At 72.2% G+C, this 4,141-nt stretch carries 4 protein-coding genes; all 4 read right to left on the bottom strand.

All coding sequences use genetic code 11. The annotated features are described in order from the left end of the window. A partial coding sequence (kaiC, locus tag B0W88_RS30165; RefSeq protein WP_077038204.1) for a circadian clock protein KaiC occupies positions 1–1,743 on the bottom strand: 1,743 nt, incomplete at its 3' end. A gap of 76 nt (positions 1,744–1,819) precedes the next feature. Beyond that, on the bottom strand, positions 1,820–2,635 hold the full coding sequence (locus B0W88_RS30160; RefSeq protein WP_077038203.1) for a class I SAM-dependent methyltransferase: 816 nt from the start codon (positions 2,633–2,635) through the stop codon (positions 1,820–1,822). 12 nt (positions 2,636–2,647) lie between these two features. Then, the gene (locus tag B0W88_RS30155) at positions 2,648–3,574 is read right to left on the bottom strand and encodes a LysR family transcriptional regulator (RefSeq protein ID WP_077038202.1); all 927 of its coding nucleotides are present in this window, start codon (positions 3,572–3,574) and stop codon (positions 2,648–2,650) included. Between the two features lie 14 nt (positions 3,575–3,588). Continuing rightward, the coding region (locus tag B0W88_RS33965; protein WP_077038201.1) for a hypothetical protein at positions 3,589–4,141 on the bottom strand (553 nt) is incomplete at its 5' end.

The following is a 4,141-nucleotide window of genomic DNA, read 5'->3' as shown; positions in this document are numbered from 1 at the left end:
CGTCACCGATGCCGAGCGCGACCGGGCGATCGAGCGGGACCGCGCGCTCGTGCCCTCGGCATCGAGCGTCTCGCGGGCGATCGCGAACTCGACCTCGCTGGCGCGCTCGTCCGCCTGGGCGTTCAGCGCGGCGATCTGCGCGTCGATGGCCTTGCGGTGGCTGGCCAGTTCCCTGAGCCGCCGATCGTGGTCGCGCCGGCGCAGCTCGGTGGCGGCCAGTTCCTGGGCCTCGCGCGAGACCCGCGCCGTGCCGGTGAGCACGCGGTCGCCGGAGAGGTAGACGTCCACCAGGTCCACGCCGTGATCGCTCAGCACGAACTCGCGCACCTGGTGCGAATGCCGCATGCCGCGTGACTTCAGCACCTGCAGCGTGCGGGTGCGTTCGCCGTTGGCGGCCATGTTGGACAGCAGGATCCAGGTGTCCATCAGCGAGGAGACGCCGACCTGCGACTCGGCCACCTCGGCCGCGGCGTCGCTGGTCAGGCTGGTGAAGATCGCGGTGACGCCCTGCTGCTTCAGGAAGTCGATCAACCGCATCAGCGTCGGCTTGAGCGAGACGTCGTCGCGGTCCAGCGCGAGATTGCTGATCGGGTCGATGACCACCACCGAGGGCTTGAGCTCCCGCACCCGGTCATGGATGTGCACCAGGTGCTGCTCCAGGCCGTGCAGGGTCGGGCGTGAGGCATCGATCTGCAGCAGTCCCCGTGCCTGCCAGGCGCCGAGGTCCAGGCCGACCGAGCTCATGTTGCGTAGCACCTGGCTGGCCGACTCCTCGTAGGCGAACAGCAGCGCCCGCTCGCCGCGTGCACAGGCGGCGTTGGCGAAGCTCGCGCCGATGCTGCTCTTGCCGGTCCCCGGCGCGCCGGAGACCAGCGTGCTGCTGCCGCGGAACACGCCGGTGCCGCCCAGCATCTCGTCCAGGCCGGCGATGCCGGTGGACATGCGCTCGCGCGAGGCCACGTGGTCCAGCCGCATCGAGGTGATCGGCATCACCGAGACGCCGTGCGCGCCGATCAGGAAGGGGTACTCGTTGGTGCCGTGGGCGGTGCCGCGGTACTTGACGACGCGCAGCCGGCGGGTCGAGACCTGGTCGTAGATCCGGTGGTCCAGCAGGATCACGCAGTCGGCCACGTACTCCTCGAGGCCGTAGCGGGTCAGCGACTGCTCGCCGCGCTCGCCGGTGATCACCGCCGTGACGCCGCGGTCCTTCAGCCAGCGGAACAGCCGCCGCAGCTCGGCGCGCAGCACCGCCTGGTTGGGCAGGCCGGAGAACAGCGCCTCCAGCGTGTCCAGCACCACGCGCTTCGCACCGATGCTGTCGATGGCGTAGCCCAGGCGGATGAACAGCCCCTCGAGGTCGTACTCGCCGGTCTCCTCGATCTCGTTGCGCTCGATGTGCACATGGTCGACCGCGACCTTCTTCTGGCGCTGCAGCCGCTCCAGGTCCACGCCCAGCGAGCGCAGGTTCTGCGCCAGCTCGTCGGCGCTCTCCTCGAACATCATGAACACGCCGGGCTCGCCGAAGCGCGTCGCGCCGCGCACCAGGAACTCGGCGGCCAGCATGGTCTTGCCGGAGCCGGCAGCGCCGCAGACCAGGGTCGGCCGGCCGCGCGGCAGGCCGCCGCCGGTGATGTCGTCCAGCCCCGGTATGCCGGTAGGCGCCTTCGGGAGGCCGCCGGCGCTCGTGTCGTCGTCGTCGCTGCTGCTGCTACGGGGAACGGTGCTTGCCTTGCGTCTGGCCATGCGTCGATGTCCTCGGGCTCGATGGGCCTTGAAGCAGGCCGGCTCGTCCCGGGGATGGCAATCCGCATGCCCGTGGCTACTGCGCGCCCGCGACGATCACATGGGCCTGGATCCTTCCCGCCACCGGCCCCGTGCCGTGCCGGCGGGCAATCGCCTCGGCGGCGCGTTCGATGGCCAGCGGCATCAGCCCGGCATCGCGGCTTTCGATCTCGTTGCGCAGCGGCGTGCCCAGGCAGTAGGCGATCGCGGCGTCGCGCGCCGAGGCCGCGCGGCTGAGCCGGGCCTGGGTCTGGAGGTCCACCTGGCTGAATCCCGCCCGCGCCAGGTCCGCGCGGATCAGCGCCGTGTCGTGATAGCCGTGCGGCGTGCGGGCGAGGAAGCGCGGCGGGTCGAGCGGGAACAGCGCGCCCAGCGCGGTCGTGACCTCGTCGGCGAACGCGTTCTCCTCGATGCGGTCCCAGACGTTGAAGACCAGCCGGCCACCCGGCCTCAGCACGCGCCGCGCCTCGGCGTAGCCGGCCGCGCGGTCCGGGAAGAACATGGCGCCGAACTGGCAGCAGACGACGTCGAACGAGGCGTCGTCGAACGGCAGGGCCAGCGCGTCGGCCTGCCGCCATTCGATGCGCGCATCGGGCCCCTGGCGGGCGGCGGCATGGTCGAGCATCGGCTGGTTGAGGTCGCTCACGACATAGCGCGTGCCGGCGCCGAGCCGCGGCGCGAGCGCGCGCGTGACCGCGCCGCTGCCGGCCGCGGTCTCGAGCACGGCGCCGGGCGAGCCCTGCGCCACCAGCTCGGCCAGGTCGCCCGCGTAGACCTCGAAGATCAGCGGCACCATCAGCGTGTCATAGGAGGCGGGGATCGAGCCCGCGAACAGCTTGTCGGTGTCGGGCATGGCAGCTTGTTCCTAGGTTCCGGCCGCGAGCTCGGCCGCGTAGGTCCGGCTCGCCGCCAGCAGCGACAGCAGGTTGGGGTCGCGCTCCCGCGCGCGCAGGAAGCTCACCGAGATGCGCTGCAGCGCGTGGTAGCGCGGCTGCATCTCCAGCATCAGCACGCCCGGCGGCAGCACGTCGCGCACCCGGCCCGGCAACAGCGTGCAGCCGATGCCGCCGCTGACCAGGTTCATCAGCGAGAAGATGTCGCCGGTGGTGATGGTGACGTTGGGGCGGAAGCCGGCGGCGGTGAATCCTTCGTCGAAGCGCGTGCGGGTGACGAAGCCCTCGCTGAGGCTGACGAAGCGGTCGTCGCGGCAGTCGCGCAGGTCCACACCGGACAGGCCGGCGAAGCGCGAGCCCGCCGGGGCGGCGAAGAACAGGTCGTCCTCGAACAGCAGCTGCGATTCCAGGTCGGTGGCGCCCTCCTCCGGCTGGCCCAGCAGCGCGGCGTCGATCGCCCCGTCGCGCAGCTTGACCAGCAGCTCGGCGTTGGAGGCCAGCACCAGCTCGGTCTGGATGTCGGGCTTGCGCAGCTTCAGGCCGCGGATCAGCGCCGGCACCGTGCGGCTGGTCAGCGAATACAGGGACCCGATGCGGATGCGGTCGGCCGCGTAGCCGGCGATCTCGCGGGTGGAGCGGATGCCCTCGCCCATCGTGCGCAGCACCTCGGTGGCCACGTCGGCCAGCGCCAGCGCCGCGTCGGTGGGCAGCAGGTTGCGGCCTTCCAGGCGGAACAGCGTGCAGCGCACGCCGGCCTCCAGCGAATGCAGCGCGCGGTGCACGCTGACGGCGCTGAGGCCCAGCTTCTCGGCCGTGCGGCCCAGGCTGCCGGCCTCCATGAAGGCCAGCAGGATCTCGAGCTTGCGGAAGGTGATCTCTTCGTCGATGCGCAGGGACATGTCGGGGACTGGGGTCAGGTGTCGGGCAGGAACAGCGTGATGAAGCCCTGCGTGCCGGCGGGCGCGCCGGGCGCCGGCTCGCCGCGCTCGATCCAGATGGTATGTCCGTCCGCGTCGGCGAAGGCGCGCCAGCTGAGGATCAGCGGGCGCGCCGGATCGTCGCGCGTGGCGAAGCCGCCCGGGCCGCGCATCGCGGCGGCGTCGGCGGCCAGCACCGGCAGGCGGATGGTGGTGAAGTTGGTGGACGGGTTGCCGGCGTAGAGATCCTCGGCGTAGCCGCCGTCGGCCGCCGGCATCACGGCCGACGAGGGATACGGCGCGCCCTCGGGCTTGACGCCGCAGTTCTCCCAGCCCTTCCAGACCTGGCGCCGCGCCGCCGCGGCGGCCCAGGCCGCATCGGCATCGGCGGCCTGCCAGCGCGCATCCAGCAGCACGGCCAGGCTCACCGTCAGCACGCCGGGGTTGAGGTTGCGCAGCACGCCGACGTCCGCGCCCTGCCCGGACACGCAGGCCACCCGCACGCCGGCCGGCGCCGGCGGCAGGTACTCGGCCGTCAGCGGCCGGCCG

This window comes from Pelomonas sp. KK5, assembly GCF_001984095.1.
Taxonomy (GTDB): domain Bacteria; phylum Pseudomonadota; class Gammaproteobacteria; order Burkholderiales; family Burkholderiaceae_C; genus KK5.
The sequence above is the reverse complement of the archived record's forward strand: the minus strand, read 5'-3'. Positions and strand labels throughout refer to the sequence as shown.